Genomic DNA, 16,190 nt, shown 5'->3' with positions numbered 1-16,190 from the left:
AGCGACTTTGAATTCACTCTTTATTAAAATTACTGATCAATAGGATAATGATCGAATTCATTAATCTAACTAAATCATGTATAGAATATTCCTCTTTCTTTTGTTCTTCTTTTCTTGTTCTCCTATCTTTGGAGACTCTAAATCAGAAGAAAAACACGTACTTGTGAGTATAGCCCCGTATAAATTTTTAGTTGAACAGATAACGGGGAACACCTGCAAGGTATGTTCTATAGTGACCAATAACTACGATCCGCATACCTATGAGTTATCCCCTAGGCACATGGAAAAAATTGTGCGTGCGCAACTATGGTTTCGTATGGGAGAAAATTTTGAAAAGTCCTGTGAAAAAAATATTTCCTGCCCTCAAGTGGATCTGACAAAAAATATTGAGATCATTTCTGGGCATACAGGATGTACTCACCGATTCCACAGCTTCGATACGCACACTTGGCTAAGCCCGAAAAATCTAAAAATACAAGTCCTGGCTATCACAGAAGCTTTATGTCTACATTTCCCGGAGCATACCGCACTATACCAAAGTAACGGAGCCAAGCTACTCGAAACCTTAGAAAACTTAGATGTAGAAATTCAAGAAATCACAGCAGCTGCTAAGCAGCGGCATATTTTAGTTGCGCATGGAGCCTTTGCTTATTTCTGTAGGGATTACAACTTTTTCCAACACGTCATTGAGAAAAGTAACCACATGGAGCCCTCGCCTAAAGATATTGTACGCGCTGCTCAGAGCATTCGCAAGCATGGCATTTCTTCTATGATTTTACTCCGTCATGCTGGGAAGCGTAGTAGTGCTATGCTAGCAGAACGCTTTCATATGGCTACAGTAAACTTAGATCCATATGAAGAAAACGTGATAAATAATCTAAAAACTATAGCGACAACTTTTGCTAATTTATGACAGTACAAATACTCGTTAAGGATCTTTCATTTCGCTATGGACCGAAAAGCTCTTGGATTATCAATAACGTCTCCTTCACCGTTCATGAAGGGGACTTTATTGGCATTATAGGTCCGAACGGTGGGGGAAAAACAACCTTAGCCCTACTTCTGTTAGGCTTATTGCAACCGACTACAGGCACATTAAACACATTGCCCTCATGTGTACAAACATCTGGGCTGACCATTGGGTGGGTTCCACAGCACTTCTCTTATGATTTTTCTTTTCCTATTTCTGTAAAAGAGGTGGTTCTTTCTGGAAGGTTATCTTTTCTACGTTGGCATGGGAAATATTCGAAACACGATCATGCACTTGCTGAACAAGCTCTCACAACCGTGGATCTTTTACATCACAAAGATGCGTGCTTTTCTCATCTATCCGGGGGGCAAATACAAAGGGTACTGTTAGCTAGAGCCTTGGCCTCACAACCTAAATTGCTGATTCTAGACGAACCCACAGCCAATATCGATCCCGAAAACCAACAGCGCATTCTACAAATTCTAAAAGAACTGAATACGCAATGTACTATTCTCATGATCACTCATGACTTGCATCATACAACCAGTAATTTCAATAAAGTATTTTACATGAGCAGGACTTTAACGACTCTAACGAATATGCCTACCATACCCCAAGAGTTCTGTTGTGATTCCTTCGAAAAAAAGGCTGATCTATGATTTCTTTTTTTAATCATATCTTACCTTCTCTACTTCTTCCTTCTTTACTGGCGGCTTTAGGAGCTTCCATTGCTGGCGGTGTTGTAGGAACATACATCGTAGTCAAACGTATTGTTTCCATTAGTGGAAGTATCTCCCACTCTATTTTAGGAGGGATTGGCCTGACCTTATGGATCCAGTACCGCTTGAATATTGAGTTTCCCCCGATGTATGGCGCGATTATCGGAGCGATTATCCTCGCCCTGTGTATTGGGAAAATCCATCTCAAATATCAAGAAAGAGAAGATGCTCTTATTGCCATGATTTGGTCTGTAGGTATGGCTATTGGTATTATCTTCATTTCGCAACTTCCTGCGTTTAACTCAGAATTGGTCAATTTCCTTTTTGGCAATATTCTTTGGGTCACCACCTCGGATCTCTTTAGACTAGGCATTTTAGACGTTATTGTTCTTACCATGGTAGCGCTCTGCCATACCCGTTTTCTTTCCTTATGTTTCGATGAGAAATACATGATGCTTAGCCGGTATTCTGTGCAAACTTGGTACTTTCTGCTGGTTATTCTCGCGGCAATTACTATCGTCATGTTAATTTACATTATGGGCGTAATTTTAATGCTTAGCATGCTAGTTTTGCCGATATCGATAGCTTGCAGGTTTTCCTATAAAATGGTCCGGATTATGATGATTTCTGTTCTCTTGAACATCTTATGCTCATTTTCCGGGATTATCCTTGCCTATGCTGTAGATTTCCCTGCAGGGCCAACAATTGCGATCTTGATGGGTGGTGTTTACACGGCTAGTTTATTTGTGAAAAGACTGTTGAGTAAATCGACTCCTTCTCCAGTAAGTCCGGATACTAATACAAACGTCTCAGAAGGAAAGAGTTTTTGAAAACTTTCTAGACGTTCTTGCCTTTCATCGGGAAGAAGATCATCGATCTTGTTTAAAGCGATAATCCGATTCTTGTCTGCGAGATCTTCTCTATAATGTACAAGCTCGTCCATAAGAATACGTAGATCTTCTTCTGGGGAGGATCTCTCGCATCCACAAATATCAATCACAAACAACAATAATCTGGTACGCTCAATATGTCTTAAGAAATCCAGCCCTAAACCACGATTTTGGTGAGCTCCTTCTATGATCCCGGGAATATCTGCTATAATCCAGGGTTTCTGGTACAATTTTTCCTGGCAAGGAACAAGACCCAATACAGGTTGCAGTGTAGTGAAGGGATAAGCCCCGACCTTGACTTCTGTTCTTGCAAGAGTGTTGAATAATGTAGATTTTCCTGCATTAGGGAAACCCACAAGGCCAATATCAGCGATCAGCTTGAGCTCAAGCTCTACCTGGCGTATTTCTCCAGGCTTGCCGGGAGTGGCTTTGGTAGGAGCGCGGTTTGTAGACGTTTTGAAAAACGTATTCCCCTTACCTCCTTTACCTCCACGACAAACGACTAAACGCTCTCCGCTTTTAGCAAAGTCATAGAGAATTTCTTTAGTCTCTACATCTCTGAGTAAAGTTCCTTCGGGAACGATTAAGACGAGGTCTTTACCGTTCTTTCCCGAGCGGTTATTTGTGGCTCCTGGTCGTCCGTCTTCAGCTTTTAAAAAGCGTATATTTCTATAGGATTCAAAAGAGTACACATGTGTAGCTGACTCTATAATGATAGATCCACCGACACCACCGTTACCGCCATAGGGGCCACCTTTGGGAAGATATTTTTCCTTTCTCCAAGCGACAACACCGTTACCGCCTTTTCCAGCACGCAACTCTATGGTAATCTGATCTAAAAACATGGTGTATTTATCCCCTAAATCGCAGACGCTGTTAAAAATAGAAAAGCCCCATTTTATGCATAAGCAAAAAATAGAGCTTGCTAGACAAACTTAGTTTTTGAAGAGCCTGTAAGACTTATTCTGGAAGAACAGAAATATACGTACGATCTGTCTTCCTAGTGACAACGATACCATCGATTAAAGCAAATAGAGTATCATCACGACCTCTACCTACGTTTTTCGAAGGATGCCACTTAGTGCCTCTTTGTCTTACAAGAATACTTCCCGTGGAAACCCTTTGCCCTGCGCCTACTTTCATACCGAGACGCTTTGACTCTGAATCGCGACCGTTACGGCTTGCTCCCTGACCTTTCTTATGTGCCATTTCAAAATCCTTTAGTTTTCCACTAGCCGATTACATCACTAGATTGCTAATTTTTACCCTAAGATAGTTCTGACGATGACCGATCTTACGATGATAATTTTTACGTCTTTTATACTTATAGGCAATGACTTTCTCTCCACGAACTCGAGATAACAATTCACCTTTGACTACAGCATTCTTTACTGTAGGAGTCCCTAAAGAAACTTTAGACCCATCAAAAGTAAACAACACTTGATCGAAAACAATTTCTTGTCCTTCGGAAACACCGTCTAATAATTCGACGTCAATTATATCTCCTTCAGAAACCTGGTATTGCTTGCTTCCGGTCTGAATTATTGCGTAAGACTTCATTAAATCTTCCCTTATGATTCTTTATTCTGTGATCAGGACTCGATACTGCTAAATACTTTAGCAAACCGTAAAATTATAAAAAATACAAAGTCCTTAATTTTAGTTTTTCAAAAAAACTAGCCACATGGAATTTTAACCGAGTATGGCCGGAGCCGGGGTCGAACCGACGACACAAGGATCTTCAATCCTCTGCTCTACCAACTGAGCTATCCAGCCATTTTCAGTAGGTTATCATAGGGAAATATTCGCTTTAAAGCAATGATATTTCTAAGAACATGAACTCTAATCAAAGAGTTTACACAAAAGTGAGCTCAGAACGCTAGGGTATGAATTCTAGTTGCTTTCAGCGATGTGGAGAGTGAGAGGGTTTCTGGGGTGTGATTGGCAACAATGATAGCAATAGAGTACGAATGTATAGACAAGTTTTAATGCTAGGGTGACGATGCCTAGACCACAAAATTCCATGAGTCCTGTGATAGTGTATACAAAAATTTTCTTTATGCTATCTTCTCTAAGATTTACGGACCATACGCTAAACAGTTTCGTCAACCCCATGATAGAACCGACTAGAGGGAATGCTGCGAGCAGAGAATTTCTACGGGCTATGGGGTTCTTGAGATCCCAGTCACAGGTGATATCCCAAATGCCTTCATCATCTCTAGGGAATATCATCTGGATTCGTCTTGGGAACGCTTCACTGATCCTTTGATCGAATTCTTCATTTGTTTGGTATCCTATCTTCATGGATAAATCTCTTATTAAAAATAAAAACTGTAATATAATTCATGATTTGAATTTAAAAAACAAATTGTTTTTTAATTAACATTTTATCTTTATTGACAGTGCATATGGTTTAATAGAATAATTTTTTATATATGTTAGGTGCGTGAATTCTAGTGATTTTGTATAGTGCTCAAAGAGATTTTCAACTGTATTAAAATCTTGAAGATTAGGTATGCGTAAATGCTTTAGATTCAAGGTGGTTGTTTCTCAATAAAAGAATATGAAAAACGGTACAACAAGTATGAACGCAGAAAATGACTCTTCCTTGCCTAAACCGCAGTGGATTTACCGTGTAGGAATCGGGCAAGATAGCCATCGTTTCCTCTCTGAAAGTTCTGCTAAACCCTGCATTTTAGCTGGAGTTATCTTTGAAAATAGTCCTGGTTTCCAAGCTAATTCTGACGGGGACATTATTTTCCATGCTATTTGCAATGCTATTTCTTCTGTCACGCATAGAATTATACTAGGAGAAGTGGCTGACGAGCTTCTCCATACTCGTGGCATTACAGACAGTAGCGTGTATTTATCTGAAGCTATAAAATCTTTAAAATCGAACCAGATGATTTCTCATGCGGCCATTACTATTGAGGGAAATCGCCCGAAATTCCTTCCAAAGCTCTCTGCGATGCGACAAAGTATTGCTTCAGCCTTGAACATTCCCTTAGGATCTGTAGGCATTACTGCGACTTCAGGAGAGGGATTGAGTGATTTTGGTTGTGGTGATGGTGTGCAATGTTTTTGTATACTTACCATTATGGAGTACTGCGGTTAATACACATCAGCGACATAACGGTGCTCTTCCTTTAATTGGGAGAGCTTATTCTTTCCTAGAATATCTTCTAGTGTCTTTTTTACCTCATTTCCTAGTACTTTACTTCCGCATACAAAGAAGTAGGCGCCTTTTTGATAAGCTTTTAGAACCAGGTCTGCGTGTTGTTTGAGTAGATCTTGCACATAAAGTTTACGATCGCCGTCGCGAGAAAACGCTAAAAATAGCTTTAACAACTCATTTTCGACGGCTTTTTTCCAGAAATCTTGATAATAGAAATTTGCTTTTTCGAAACGTTCGCCAAAAAAGAGTATGTTCATACCGGAATCGTTATTGTAGATACGCTGTTGCACGAATGCTTTATAAGGAGCGATTCCTGTTCCTGAACCAATCATTACAATAGGTTGATTTTGTACATGCTCTGCAAGAGTAAAGTGTTTGGTTGGTTGTACGAATACATGACAACTTTTGCCTAATTCTAATTCCCTGCACAAAAAGAAAGAGCAGACACCGTAGCGTTGCTCATATTCTCCAGAATAATTCACGAGCCTGACTAAGAGTTCTATCTGATTCTCATGAGGATGGGGAGCTGAAGCTATAGAATAAAACCGTGGCAATAAGGGCAAGACACTCTCTACAAACAATTCCACAGGGATATGGGGTTGGTATTTCTGTATTGCATCGTAGAAAGTCATAGTCTCTTCTAGGTCGGGGAAAAAAGACTTCAGCTTTGGGGGAACTTTATTGATATTGGTATGACATCTTAAGAAGTCGTAGAGGGAAATCTGAGAAGATTCTCGAGATTGTACGAGTTGTTTTGGAGAATAACTTAGACACTCAAGGATCTTCTCAACAACATGCACGGGATTCTTTGGAAATACACCAAGAGAATCCCCTACCTTATAGGACAGATTAGAGCCTGTTGTGTTAAAGAGCAATTGATAAACGTGGCCTGCATCAGAAGAAGCAATAGCAGGATCGCAACAAGAAATGAGCTCTCTTGAGAGAAGAGACACTCTCTGAGCTTTAAATTTCTCTAACAAATGCATAGCCGAGTCAGATGAATTTATGCAGCTTTGATTTTAATATCAACTCCTGCTGGAAGAGCTAACATTTTTAAAGCATCTATAGTTTTTCCTGTAGGATCTAGGATATCGATCAAACGTTTATGAGTACGAATTTCAAACTGCTCTCTAGATTTTTTATCTACGTGAGGAGAACGTAGCACAGTGTACACTTCCCTCTTTGTAGGCAACGGAATAGGACCTGCTACACGAGCGCCTGTTCTTTTAGCAGTCTCAACAATATCTGCAGTTGATCGATCTAGTTGCCCTTGATCAAATCCTTTCAGACGAATACGGATTTTCTGTTTTTGCTGCTTCATATATTCCTTACTTCTTAACAATCTCTTCTTGAATTTTTTGAGGAACCTTAGCAAAGAAGGCAGGTTCCATTGTTGATGTTGCTCTTCCGGAAGTCAAGGATCTTAAAGATGTTGTGTACCCAAACATTTCACTTAGGGGTACTTCGGCATTTACTTGTGCCATACCTCGAGAAGATTCTTGACCTAAGATTTTTCCACGACGACGATTTAAGTCTCCAATAACGTCTCCTAGATGATCTTCAGGAGTAATTACTGCAATTTTCATAATAGGTTCTAGGATCACTGGAGCAGCTTTTCTACAAGCTTCTTTCACTGCCATAGAACCACATATCTTAAACGCCATCTCACTAGAATCCACTTCGTGATATGACCCGAATACAATGTTCACTTTAACATCGACCAAACCATAGCCGGCAAGAACACCTGTATTTAATCCTTCTTCCACACCTTTCATAACGGCTGGGATATATTCTTTAGGAATGACACCGCCAACAATTTTACTGACAATTTCATTTCCTTTGCCTGGTTCATTTGGTTCAATCTCTAGGCAAACGTGAGCATATTGACCACGACCCCCAGACTGTTTTACATACTTTGTTTCACTGTTGCTACTTGTAGTAATCGTTTCTTTATAAGAAACTTGCGGCTTACCCACATTAGCTTCTACTTTAAATTCGCGGATCATACGATCACGAAGAATATCTAAATGTAGCTCGCCCATACCGGAGATAATTGTCTGTCCGATTTCTTCATTTGAAGTTACACGAAAAGTAGGGTCTTCCTCGGAAAGAGCGCTTAATGCTTGAGCTAACTTCTCTCTATCTCCCTTGGACTTAGGTTCAATAGCCATGTCAATCACAGGCTCAGGGATTTCGATACGTTCAAGAACAATTTCTTGATTTTCTTCGCAAAGTGTATCCCCTGTTACTGAATATTTTAAACCTACGCAAGCTCCAATATCACCAACTGTGAATTCGTCTCTATCTGTTCTTTCATTCGCGTGCATTTCCAACAAACGAGAGATGCGCTCTTTCTTATCTTTAGTAGAATTCAGTATGGCTGAACCCTTTTTAAGAGTACCTGAGTAAATACGAATGAAGGTAATACGCCCGACGTAAGGATCCGTCATAATTTTAAACGCAAGAGCGGCTAGAGGTCCGTCTCTTCTAGGTTCTAGATAGACTTCTTCATTATTTTTTAGGTTAATTCCGTGAATTGTTCCGCGGTCTTTAGGAGAGGGCAACCACTTGACGATAACATTAAGGAGTTGTTGCACTCCTTTGTTTTTAAAGGCGGTTCCGCACAACACGGGGTTGATTTTATTTTCAATAACCCCTTTTCTCATAACGCTATGAATTTCTTCTTCTGTAATAGCGTCTGGATCCTCAAGAACCTTCATCATGAAAGCTTCGTTGCTCTCATCTACCGTAGCTAGCTCTTCGAGAAGGGCGTAACGAAGTTCGGCACACTTTTCTTTAAGTTCTTCAGGAATTTCACGCTCTTCCCATTTCGCTCCTAGAGTTTCATCTAAGAAGTAAAGAGCTTTTTGAGAAATAAGATCGACCATCCCTACAAACTGACTCTCTGAGCCAATAGGACAGTGCACAGCAACAGCATTAGCGCCAAGTTTCTCTTTCATGGACTCTACGGCTGCAAAGTAATCTGCACCCATACGATCCATTTTATTGACAAAAGCAATCCGAGGAACACCGTATTTATTCGCCTGTCTCCATACCGTCTCTGACTGAGGTTCGACTCCTGATACGGCATCAAACACAGCGACAGCACCGTCTAGAACGCGTAGAGACCGCTCAACCTCAATGGTAAAGTCGACGTGACCTGGAGTATCGATAATATTAATTTTGCAGTCTAACCAGAAAACGGTTGTTGCCGCAGAGGTAATGGTGATACCTCTTTCTTGCTCTTGCTCCATCCAGTCCATGGTGGCTCCGCCCTCATGAACCTCACCTATTTTATGAGTCCTTCCAGCGTAATAAAGAATTCTTTCTGTAGTTGTCGTTTTTCCTGCATCGATATGTGCCATGATACCGATGTTTCTAATCTTGCTTAAATCGAATTCTTGATCACTCATGAACTTGTTACGCCTCTTTCGAACCGAGATTAAATATTATTTTACCACTTATAATGAGCAAACGCTTTATTTGCTTCAGCCATACGATGAGTATCTTCACGCTTCTTGATAGTAGCTCCTTGCTTATTGAAACAATCAACAAGCTCAGTTGCCAACCCTACTTCCATGGATTTCCCTGGCTTTGCCCTAGCAAATTTAATAATCCATTGCATAGCCAAGCAATCTCTACGGCCTGCGGCAACTTCTACGGGAACCTGATATGTAGCCCCTCCAACACGACGAGAGCGCACCTCAAGCAAAGGCTTGGCATTTTCCAAAGCTTCTTCAAAAGCTTCTAAAACATTCTCAGCGCCTACTTTCTTAGCAAATCTTTCCAAAGCGTTATAAACAATTTTTCTAGCGATGCTTTTTTTGCCGTGCATCATAACTTTATTGATGAACCTTTCTAGAGTCACACTTCCATAGATAGGATCTGCTGGGATTATTTTTTTCTCAGCGGCATGTCGTCTTGACATATAAATTAACCTCTAACTTCTCATTCCTAAATAAAGAATAGTCCTACTTAGGACGCTTTGCCCCGTATCGAGAACGGCTTTGTTTTCTATTTTTGACAGCAGCGCAATCTAGAGCTCCGCGAACGATGTGATAACGGACACCAGGCAAATCTTTAACCCTGCCACCTTGAACCAACACGATGCTGTGCTCTTGCAAATTATGGCCCTCACCCCCAATGTAGGCGATAACTTCTTGGCCATTAGACAAGCGCACCCAAGCGACTTTACGTAAAGCTGAGTTCGGCTTTTTAGGAGTCTTTGTCTTCACTTGTAGACACACACCACGTCGTTGCGGGCATTTCTGCAAGGCTGGAGATTTCTTTCTAGACGCGCTAGATTGACGCTTTTTACGTATTAATTGATTAATGGTTGGCATGTATCCTTCTCAATTCAACCTAACTACTATAAGGGGGAAAATATAGAGTAAGGATCCCTTTGTTTGCAAGGGCTTATTTTTAGAAGGGAATTAGAGTATAATCATCTGATATTCAAAAAAATTATTCTAATATCGAAAAGATATTTTTCAGTTTTAGAATTACAAAAACGGCTTCCTGAACTGATCGAGAAGAAATTAGGCGTACTCTAACAAGAGATCCCCTGCATGAAAACAATAATCGATGACATTATCGTGAATATAACCGAAGAGAAACGCTAAGACTATTTGTTGTAATTCCTGTGTGGCGGAATACACGGTTTCTTTACCATGTTGGATAAAATAGATCTGAGCCTTCTCTTCTGCTGTATTTTGTACAAACACGGTCGGAATCATGTGGGAAAGCAAACGTCTACCTAAACTTGCGTTCGACATCCCTGTTAACGACTTTGTTGACTCTTCTGATAGAAAGAGAACATCGATATAGGGCAACAGAGACCAAACGCGGTCTCTATAGTGCTGGACAATATGAGGATTGTTAAGATCGAATAGGATTTTATGGTTAGGACCGCGTGCTTTTTTTAGAAAACTTTCTATGTAGCAACCGTAGATCAATAAATCGCTATCAATCAAGGTATATCCCACATCCGAGGATAAAGAGAGTTCTGCCAAGGATTTGGGAGTTTCTTCAAGAAAATAGCAGAAGGTATCTTCTTGGTTTGGGCAACGAAGAATCAGTCGGAGATGATCCCATGCCTGCAGAGCTGGCCCGTATTCTGCCTGTTTTCCGTAATGAAGATAAGGCGGCTTGTTTAATAAACTTATACAACCTAGATTGGCTAGTTGATCTTCTGTAAGGCTTAGAGGTTCTTTCCTGGTTACTGTGATAGGATTTTCGGGAAAGGTTTCCCTATACATCAAAAAAATCTTTTTTATATCTGAGCTGTTGATGTTTTGTATCTCACCTACTTTCACATCACATTTTTCAATAAATTCCTTAGGGGTTTCGAGGATCACATCGATAAATGGGCTACCGAGCACGGTAAGAGATTTCGGTGCTATCCAGGGGAAAACTTCAGAGGAGGCCACAGGAGAAGCGTGACCTGTTAAAAAAGAAGTTATCAATATGAAAAAACAAAGATAATACATAAAAGAATCTAAATCACAACAATAGATTGAAAACTTTTATTTAAGTGTTTTCTTATCCTATTTTTTTTATAATGTTTTCTTTTTAAGTCCAAGGGAACCTATGACTACGGAAATTCCGGTAAGTTTTTTACATGGGCATTTTCAACAGCAGGCGTACGCTTCTTCACGTAATGTTGTGATGATTGCGCTGGCTATGGTGTTCTTTGTTCTTGATTTGCTTTTATCGGGATTAAGTTTCCTACCACAAGCGACACTACCTTTTTCAGGGGCTTATTTTATCATAGGTTCTTTCTTAGTTTTCATTGCCATAGGCATATTATTGATCAATGTACTTTGTGATATGAAAGATTATTTATGTGCCCCATCTCTGGTATCTTAAGAAAGAATATTTTTCTTACCAACCTGTTTATTCTGAATAAGTTTTTCTTCGGAGCAAAAATCTTCGCTCAAGCCTGAGCATTTTATGTCGATGTTACAAGTATCTACGATCAACAAAGATATTTGTAATGATAAAAATACTACGTCTTTGCGCTCTTGTTCTAACATGCTTTCCTAGTTTCTCTTTTGCGTCTGAATTACTTCATGAAGAAGACATACGAAAAACTGTTGATAAGCTGATTGAGTATCATGTAGATATTCAAGATATATCTTCGGATATTTTGGTCCGTTCCTTACTAGGGTACTCTCAATCTTTTGATCCCCACAAAGCTTATCTTACAGAACAAGAGATAAATAATTTTATCTATTCTGCAGATATTAAAAAGCGCCTGTTAAAAAATTATAAAACGAATAATTTTTCTATTTATCAGAATTTGAATCGTGTAATTAAAGAAAGCATTACTCGAGCACGTCAATGGCGAGCGGAATGGTTATCCGATCCAGAAGCTTTGGTCAAGGAAGCTGCTTCGCATTCTCTTATGAAGAAACCCAACCAATGGGCCCGCTCTATGGAAGAGGCAAAAGAGAGACAACGTGCATTACTCCTCTCGTATATTTCTGTGTATTTATCGGACAGTGCTAAAGATAGGTACTTGGGGAAGGAAGCTTCTTTAACCCAACTTTGTGCACGTCAACTTGAAGCCTATGAGAATCCTTATTTAGGGATTAATGATTATGGGGAACCGATGTTGCCTCAAGAGGAATCGCATCACTTCCATGTGCGTGTCGTGAAGGCTATGGCCCATAGTTTAGATGCGCATACCACCTATTTTAGTAAGGAAGAAGCTCTAGCTATGCGTATTCAATTAGAAAAGGGTATGTGTGGGATTGGCGTCATCTTAAAGGAAGACATTGATGGGGTCATTGTAAAAGAGATTATTCCTGGAGGACCTGCGGAAAAAACTGGAGAGTTGCATGTTGACGATGTGATTTATCGTGTTGATGGTAGAAGCATAGAGAACCTCCCCTTTAGAGCTGTGTTAGATTGTCTTAGAGGCTCTCAGGGTTCTGAAGTAATCTTAGACGTCCATAGTAAAGATGGGAACCGTACAGTGAAGTTAAAACGCGAAAAAATCAGTTTGGATGATCGTCGCGTTGATGTTTCTTATGAAGCTTACGGTGATGGGATCATTGGGAAGATTACTCTGCATTCTTTCTATGAAGGGGACAACCAGATTTCCAGTGAACAAGATCTAAAACGGGCGATTCAAAGCTTACAAGAAAAGAACCTCCTAGGTTTAGTTTTAGATATTCGGGAAAACACCGGAGGTTTTCTCTCACAAGCTATTAAAGTCTCTGGATTATTTATGACGAATGGTGTGGTTGTTGTATCTCGTTATGCGGATGGGAGTATCAAACGTTACCGTACGGTTTCTCCGAAAAAATTCTATGATGGGCCATTAACCATTCTTGTTTCGAAAAGTTCTGCATCTGCTGCTGAAATTGTTGCGCAAACATTACAAGATTATGGTGTAGCGATCATTGTTGGTGATGAGCAAACTTATGGGAAAGGCACAATTCAACATCAAACGATTACAGCAGATGCGAATACAGAAGGATTTTTCAAAGTTACTGTGGGGAAATACTACTCGCCTTCTGGGAAATCGACACAACTTCGCGGTGTGCGCTCTGACATTCATGTAGCTTCTCGCTATTTTGCAGAACCTTTAGGAGAACGTTATTTAGAGCATCCTTTACCGTCGGATAGTTGTGACAATGTCATGAATGATAATTTAGGGGATCTAGATTCCCACATGCGTCCTTGGTTTCAAAAATACTACATACCTAATTTGCAGAAAGAAGAAACGGTGTGGAAAGAGATGCTTCCTCAGCTTACTGAGAATAGTAGACAGAGATTAAGTGAAAATAAGAACTATAAAATCTTTTTAGAAGAAGTCAAAGATCCTTCGGAAGCCATCCGTCCTTTTGGGAGCAACGACTTACAAATGGAAGAATCTGTCAACATTTTAAAAGATATGATCCTGTTAAGGGATCGTAAAGCGGCTGTGTCTTTAGGAGGTTAAACACCTCCTAAATATTTAAAATATTAAAAATTCATAGGTCTGTATTTTACTATGATGCTGCAGCATTTGTTGATTCAGAGCTGTCCATAGTAAAAATCGTATTGGATTGGTTAATCTGACCATCATCTAAAATATCTTCAGTTGTTGCCAATAGACGTTTGCATAGACGCCATTTTTCTGGGGTACAAGGTTTTTCCATAAACACTGAGGTTGCTAGCAACTTAACCAAACCAATAACTGCAGGGATCAAGAATAAGAAAGCATTGTTTCCCAATTGCCCTTGCAATACAAATGTTAAAGCTAAACCAGCTATAAGTAAGATAATTCCCAGTACGATCATAGTAATTTGGAATGCTCTTGATTTGACGATTTTTGATGATTTTACTGGGTTGATTATGTGTATTCTACACCAACCTAGTATAGAATTAATCAAAGTTACCTGTACCCCTTCATCCTGTATTACCTGATCTAATCCAGGTTGGATTAAGCTGGTAATATCGTTACCTACACTATTTGTACTTTCACCTGCCATACGAAAACTCCTTCTCTAAATACATTAAGACAAAAGAGTTTAACCTAGTCAGGTATTAATTAAAATTTTTAATTTAATTTTGTGCTATTTCCCAGGATGGGTCTACAGAAAATCGTTACGGTGACAAAGAGAAACAAAAAAGCCATCCTAGACAACTCTAGGACGGCCTTTTTTCGTTTACAAATCTTTTAAAATAAGCAACGTAAAAGATTAATAAACGTGCGTATTTTCTGTATCAGCAACGGGTACCGTTAAAGTATCTGAAGAAAGAATAGCCTCTCCTCGTGCATCTCCAGGGGCAATCCCTTTTAATGTTACAGAAAACTCTACAGATTCCTTAGAACCTAATTTAGGCAGAGCATCGAATACGACTGTATTTCCTGTAATGGTTCCTTTTGTTGGGCCTGAAGAAGAAACGGGTTGCAGCTCCTTAGAAAACTTCAGGATTAATGAAACGTTAGTATCTTCTGCAGAACCACGGTTTGTTACACAAATACGGTATACAGTATTTTCTCCTACGCAAATAGGATCATTGGTATCGATTACGCACATATGAGTAGCTGCCAGACCTTTCCAATGGGTTGTAGCTTCTGCACAAGAAGTGCAAGTTCCACAATCGGAGTTTGTTTTGACAACAACTTGATTTGTGAATTTACCTGGGCTTTGTGCTTTAGCAACAACTTTAAATTGTAGAGTCTCTCCTGGGCACATCTCTTTGATGCACCATACAGCTTTGTTACAGCAGATTTCAGCTCCCTCGGCTTCTAAAATTGTAGCTCCTGAAGGTACGGTATCTTCTACAACGACATCGTAAAGTTTAAGATCCCCTAGGTTGGACACAACGATAGTGTATTCTACAGGCTTACATACATAAGACCAGTCAGCTCCAGAGATATTGACTTGTACGCAGGGTTCGTTAACTACAGTAGTTACGTTCGCGGAACATTTATGTCCTCCGCAGTAAGATACGGTAGCTACGTTAGTAATTTTTCCTCTTTTTTGCGGGCAAAACTCCACAGAGAAGCATTTAGAATCCCCAGGGCGCATATCTCCTAAGTTAAAGGAAAGAACGCGTTGTCCTGAAGCGTGAGTATAGCCATCGGGAACAGGGTTATCAACGACAACATTACGGGCTATAGCAGAACCTGTGTTGCAAACTTCGATTTTGTAACAAACTGGGCAACGTAAGCAAGCACACTCAGGGCCTTCTTGCTTAATACAAATAGCTGGTTGTCCGCATTTGGTATAAGAGCGAAGTTCTGGGCAAGCGCATACAGTAGCCGCGGTGAAGCAACAACCTTCTTTAAGAGGTTTTACCCAAACGGTAATTTTGCATTTTTCACCTTGACCTAAGCAATCAATTGTCCAGATTAATTTGCTATCTGAGGTTGGTGTTGTCGCAGGATCACTGCTGACAAACTCAACTTCGCAAGGAAGTTGTTGAGTGATCACAACATTAACGCAATCTTTTTTACCTACAGCAAGAATTTCAATAGGATAAGGAGATCCTACTGTTGCATATTCAGGTACAGCTTGGCTAATTTCCACGTTACAGTCATCGTTAACACGGACACAATACATTTTGCCGTAGCAAGATTCTTGTGTAGTATCGACGGATTGGCACTGACCACCTTCGCAAGGATAAAATTCTTTATCACAGAAAGCGCCAGTATGTTTTTGTTCTTGTCTTTGATTTTTGTTACGACCAAATCTAACTTTCTTGGCTGTTGCTTGCAAAACATTGTCATTTGAGTTTTCGGTACTGGCAATGAATCTTGTAGCAAGAGACTCTGCAGCAGCGGCCTCTATCTTCCCGCTGGCAAATGAACTCGCCATACTAGTTAGCGCGAGGACCGTAACTACTCGTCTGATGAGTTTGGACATAGGGATCTCCTATCGCGTGTGTTATTTTTTCTTCTGCCATCGGGTAGAAAGTTGTGAACTCTTACCCTC

The 16,190-nt window shown here is 40.0% G+C and carries 18 protein-coding genes and 1 tRNA gene; 6 read left to right on the top strand and 13 right to left on the bottom strand.

What is annotated here, in order from left to right; translation table 11 throughout:
* Positions 1 to 76 precede the first annotated feature (76 nt).
* From CHAB577_RS01085 to CHAB577_RS01075, 3 genes are read left to right on the top strand one after another with little or no spacing between them, the layout of a single operon-like run.
* Positions 77 to 913 carry a metal ABC transporter solute-binding protein, Zn/Mn family gene (locus CHAB577_RS01085; RefSeq protein WP_006343863.1) on the top strand — a complete coding sequence of 279 codons (837 nt, stop codon included), beginning with the start codon at positions 77 to 79 and terminating at the stop codon, positions 911 to 913.
* Complete coding sequence (locus CHAB577_RS01080; protein ID WP_011096892.1) at positions 910 to 1,629, top strand: metal ABC transporter ATP-binding protein; 720 nt, start codon at positions 910 to 912, stop codon at positions 1,627 to 1,629. The genes CHAB577_RS01085 and CHAB577_RS01080 overlap by 4 nt, the downstream gene beginning before the upstream one ends.
* The gene (locus CHAB577_RS01075) at positions 1,626 to 2,519 is read left to right on the top strand and encodes a metal ABC transporter permease (protein WP_011096891.1); all 894 of its coding nucleotides are present in this window, start codon (positions 1,626 to 1,628) and stop codon (positions 2,517 to 2,519) included. The genes CHAB577_RS01080 and CHAB577_RS01075 overlap by 4 nt, the downstream gene beginning before the upstream one ends.
* Here the strand turns inward: CHAB577_RS01075 and obgE are convergent.
* From obgE to CHAB577_RS01050, 5 genes are all read right to left on the bottom strand, one after another.
* A complete protein-coding gene (gene obgE, locus CHAB577_RS01070; RefSeq protein WP_011096890.1) occupies positions 2,417 to 3,424 on the bottom strand; it encodes a GTPase ObgE in 1,008 nt (335 codons plus the stop codon). The two genes, CHAB577_RS01075 and obgE, sit on opposite strands and share 103 nt — an antisense overlap.
* 115 nt (positions 3,425 to 3,539) lie before the next feature.
* A complete protein-coding gene (gene rpmA / locus CHAB577_RS01065) occupies positions 3,540 to 3,788 on the bottom strand; it encodes a 50S ribosomal protein L27 (protein WP_006342876.1) in 249 nt (82 codons plus the stop codon).
* 30 nt (positions 3,789 to 3,818) lie between these two features.
* Positions 3,819 to 4,139 carry a 50S ribosomal protein L21 gene (gene rplU, locus CHAB577_RS01060; RefSeq protein WP_006343859.1) on the bottom strand — a complete coding sequence of 107 codons (321 nt, stop codon included), beginning with the start codon at positions 4,137 to 4,139 and terminating at the stop codon, positions 3,819 to 3,821.
* 143 nt (positions 4,140 to 4,282) lie between these two features.
* Positions 4,283 to 4,355, bottom strand: a tRNA-Phe gene (locus CHAB577_RS01055).
* A 117-nt stretch (positions 4,356 to 4,472) separates the two neighbouring features.
* The gene (locus CHAB577_RS01050; protein ID WP_041461310.1) at positions 4,473 to 4,883 is read right to left on the bottom strand and encodes a hypothetical protein; all 411 of its coding nucleotides are present in this window, start codon (positions 4,881 to 4,883) and stop codon (positions 4,473 to 4,475) included.
* Positions 4,884 to 5,163: 280 nt separating this feature from the next.
* Between CHAB577_RS01050 and ispF the strand changes: the two genes are divergently transcribed.
* Positions 5,164 to 5,694, top strand: coding sequence for a 2-C-methyl-D-erythritol 2,4-cyclodiphosphate synthase (gene ispF / locus CHAB577_RS01045; protein ID WP_006343857.1), 531 nt, complete (start codon positions 5,164 to 5,166; stop codon positions 5,692 to 5,694).
* Here ispF and CHAB577_RS01040 read toward each other — a convergent pair.
* The 6 genes from CHAB577_RS01040 to CHAB577_RS01015 form a co-directional block, all read right to left on the bottom strand.
* Positions 5,691 to 6,740: a ferredoxin reductase domain-containing protein gene (locus CHAB577_RS01040; RefSeq protein ID WP_011096889.1), complete on the bottom strand. Its 1,050-nt coding sequence runs from the start codon at positions 6,738 to 6,740 to the stop codon at positions 5,691 to 5,693. The two genes, ispF and CHAB577_RS01040, sit on opposite strands and share 4 nt — an antisense overlap.
* A gap of 17 nt (positions 6,741 to 6,757) precedes the next feature.
* Positions 6,758 to 7,075 (bottom strand): 30S ribosomal protein S10, encoded by a 318-nt coding sequence (gene rpsJ / locus CHAB577_RS01035; protein WP_006342871.1) that lies wholly within the window; start codon positions 7,073 to 7,075, stop codon positions 6,758 to 6,760.
* Positions 7,076 to 7,082: 7 nt separating this feature from the next.
* A complete protein-coding gene (gene fusA / locus CHAB577_RS01030) occupies positions 7,083 to 9,167 on the bottom strand; it encodes an elongation factor G (RefSeq protein WP_011096888.1) in 2,085 nt (694 codons plus the stop codon).
* A 41-nt stretch (positions 9,168 to 9,208) separates the two neighbouring features.
* The gene (gene rpsG / locus CHAB577_RS01025) at positions 9,209 to 9,682 is read right to left on the bottom strand and encodes a 30S ribosomal protein S7 (RefSeq protein WP_006343853.1); all 474 of its coding nucleotides are present in this window, start codon (positions 9,680 to 9,682) and stop codon (positions 9,209 to 9,211) included.
* 43 nt (positions 9,683 to 9,725) lie between these two features.
* Positions 9,726 to 10,097, bottom strand: coding sequence for a 30S ribosomal protein S12 (gene rpsL, locus CHAB577_RS01020; RefSeq protein ID WP_006342868.1), 372 nt, complete (start codon positions 10,095 to 10,097; stop codon positions 9,726 to 9,728).
* A 195-nt stretch (positions 10,098 to 10,292) separates the two neighbouring features.
* Entirely contained in the window at positions 10,293 to 11,243 is a 951-nt protein-coding gene (locus tag CHAB577_RS01015) for a carbohydrate kinase family protein (RefSeq protein WP_006343852.1), read from the bottom strand.
* Between the two features lie 100 nt (positions 11,244 to 11,343).
* On the opposite strand from CHAB577_RS01015, the gene CHAB577_RS01010 reads away from it, so the two are divergent.
* Positions 11,344 to 11,622 (top strand): hypothetical protein, encoded by a 279-nt coding sequence (locus CHAB577_RS01010; RefSeq protein ID WP_006343851.1) that lies wholly within the window; start codon positions 11,344 to 11,346, stop codon positions 11,620 to 11,622.
* A 127-nt stretch (positions 11,623 to 11,749) separates the two neighbouring features.
* Positions 11,750 to 13,705 (top strand): tail-specific protease Tsp, encoded by a 1,956-nt coding sequence (gene tsp, locus CHAB577_RS01005; RefSeq protein ID WP_011096887.1) that lies wholly within the window; start codon positions 11,750 to 11,752, stop codon positions 13,703 to 13,705.
* Between the two features lie 49 nt (positions 13,706 to 13,754).
* Here the strand turns inward: tsp and CHAB577_RS01000 are convergent, their stop codons facing one another.
* Both CHAB577_RS01000 and omcB read right to left on the bottom strand, forming a co-directional pair.
* Positions 13,755 to 14,237: a cysteine-rich outer membrane protein gene (locus CHAB577_RS01000; protein ID WP_011096886.1), complete on the bottom strand. Its 483-nt coding sequence runs from the start codon at positions 14,235 to 14,237 to the stop codon at positions 13,755 to 13,757.
* Between the two features lie 210 nt (positions 14,238 to 14,447).
* The gene (gene omcB / locus CHAB577_RS00995) at positions 14,448 to 16,121 is read right to left on the bottom strand and encodes an outer membrane complex protein OmcB (RefSeq protein ID WP_011096885.1); all 1,674 of its coding nucleotides are present in this window, start codon (positions 16,119 to 16,121) and stop codon (positions 14,448 to 14,450) included.
* Positions 16,122 to 16,190: the final 69 nt, after the last annotated feature.

The sequence above is a fragment of the Chlamydia abortus genome (genome assembly GCF_002895085.1).
Taxonomy (GTDB): domain Bacteria; phylum Chlamydiota; class Chlamydiia; order Chlamydiales; family Chlamydiaceae; genus Chlamydia; species Chlamydia abortus.
The sequence above is the reverse complement of the archived record's forward strand: the minus strand, read 5'-3'. Positions and strand labels throughout refer to the sequence as shown.

Coding starts and splice junctions, on each gene's coding strand:
- obgE (WP_011096890.1), bottom strand. CDS start 3,424: ATGTTTTTAGATCAGATTACCATAGAGTTGCGTGCTGGAAAAGGCGGT.
- CHAB577_RS01015 (WP_006343852.1), bottom strand. CDS start 11,243: ATGTATTATCTTTGTTTTTTCATATTGATAACTTCTTTTTTAACAGGT.
- CHAB577_RS01080 (WP_011096892.1), top strand. CDS start 910: ATGACAGTACAAATACTCGTTAAGGATCTTTCATTTCGCTATGGACCG.
- omcB (WP_011096885.1), bottom strand. CDS start 16,121: ATGTCCAAACTCATCAGACGAGTAGTTACGGTCCTCGCGCTAACTAGT.
- rpsJ (WP_006342871.1), bottom strand. CDS start 7,075: ATGAAGCAGCAAAAACAGAAAATCCGTATTCGTCTGAAAGGATTTGAT.
- fusA (WP_011096888.1), bottom strand. CDS start 9,167: ATGAGTGATCAAGAATTCGATTTAAGCAAGATTAGAAACATCGGTATC.
- CHAB577_RS01000 (WP_011096886.1), bottom strand. CDS start 14,237: ATGGCAGGTGAAAGTACAAATAGTGTAGGTAACGATATTACCAGCTTA.
- rpsL (WP_006342868.1), bottom strand. CDS start 10,097: ATGCCAACCATTAATCAATTAATACGTAAAAAGCGTCAATCTAGCGCG.
- tsp (WP_011096887.1), top strand. CDS start 11,750: ATGATAAAAATACTACGTCTTTGCGCTCTTGTTCTAACATGCTTTCCT.
- CHAB577_RS01010 (WP_006343851.1), top strand. CDS start 11,344: ATGACTACGGAAATTCCGGTAAGTTTTTTACATGGGCATTTTCAACAG.
- CHAB577_RS01085 (WP_006343863.1), top strand. CDS start 77: ATGTATAGAATATTCCTCTTTCTTTTGTTCTTCTTTTCTTGTTCTCCT.
- CHAB577_RS01050 (WP_041461310.1), bottom strand. CDS start 4,883: ATGAAGATAGGATACCAAACAAATGAAGAATTCGATCAAAGGATCAGT.
- rpmA (WP_006342876.1), bottom strand. CDS start 3,788: ATGGCACATAAGAAAGGTCAGGGAGCAAGCCGTAACGGTCGCGATTCA.
- rplU (WP_006343859.1), bottom strand. CDS start 4,139: ATGAAGTCTTACGCAATAATTCAGACCGGAAGCAAGCAATACCAGGTT.
- CHAB577_RS01040 (WP_011096889.1), bottom strand. CDS start 6,740: ATGCATTTGTTAGAGAAATTTAAAGCTCAGAGAGTGTCTCTTCTCTCA.
- ispF (WP_006343857.1), top strand. CDS start 5,164: ATGAACGCAGAAAATGACTCTTCCTTGCCTAAACCGCAGTGGATTTAC.
- rpsG (WP_006343853.1), bottom strand. CDS start 9,682: ATGTCAAGACGACATGCCGCTGAGAAAAAAATAATCCCAGCAGATCCT.
- CHAB577_RS01075 (WP_011096891.1), top strand. CDS start 1,626: ATGATTTCTTTTTTTAATCATATCTTACCTTCTCTACTTCTTCCTTCT.